Here is a 230-nt window from a genome sequence, read left to right as displayed (position 1 = left end):
GAGCTTACAAAAGTTGTATTTACTTGAGAAGCTAAAACAGCCACACCATTTAAAGTATCGTTTACAAGTACGTTTGTGAAAGCAGTTCCGCCGGCAAGTCCGTTTACAGTTGTTCCGGTATCGTCATTAGCGATGATCGAAGCCGCAGAAACAGTTACTGTAACAATCGCAGTATCGCAGTTGCTTGGGTTTAAGATTTCACAAATTTGGTAAGTTAGGGTGTAAGTTCC

1 pseudogene is annotated in these 230 nt (G+C 41.3%); it reads right to left on the bottom strand.

Annotation, left to right across the window (positions count from 1 at the left end):
• Positions 1-230 (bottom strand): annotated as a pseudogene (locus G4D82_RS14375) (hypothetical protein); the annotation flags it as partial.

The sequence above is a fragment of the Flavobacterium lotistagni genome (assembly GCF_011392125.1).
Lineage (GTDB): Bacteria > Bacteroidota > Bacteroidia > Flavobacteriales > Flavobacteriaceae > Flavobacterium > Flavobacterium lotistagni.
The sequence above is the reverse complement of the archived record's forward strand: the minus strand, read 5'-3'. Positions and strand labels throughout refer to the sequence as shown.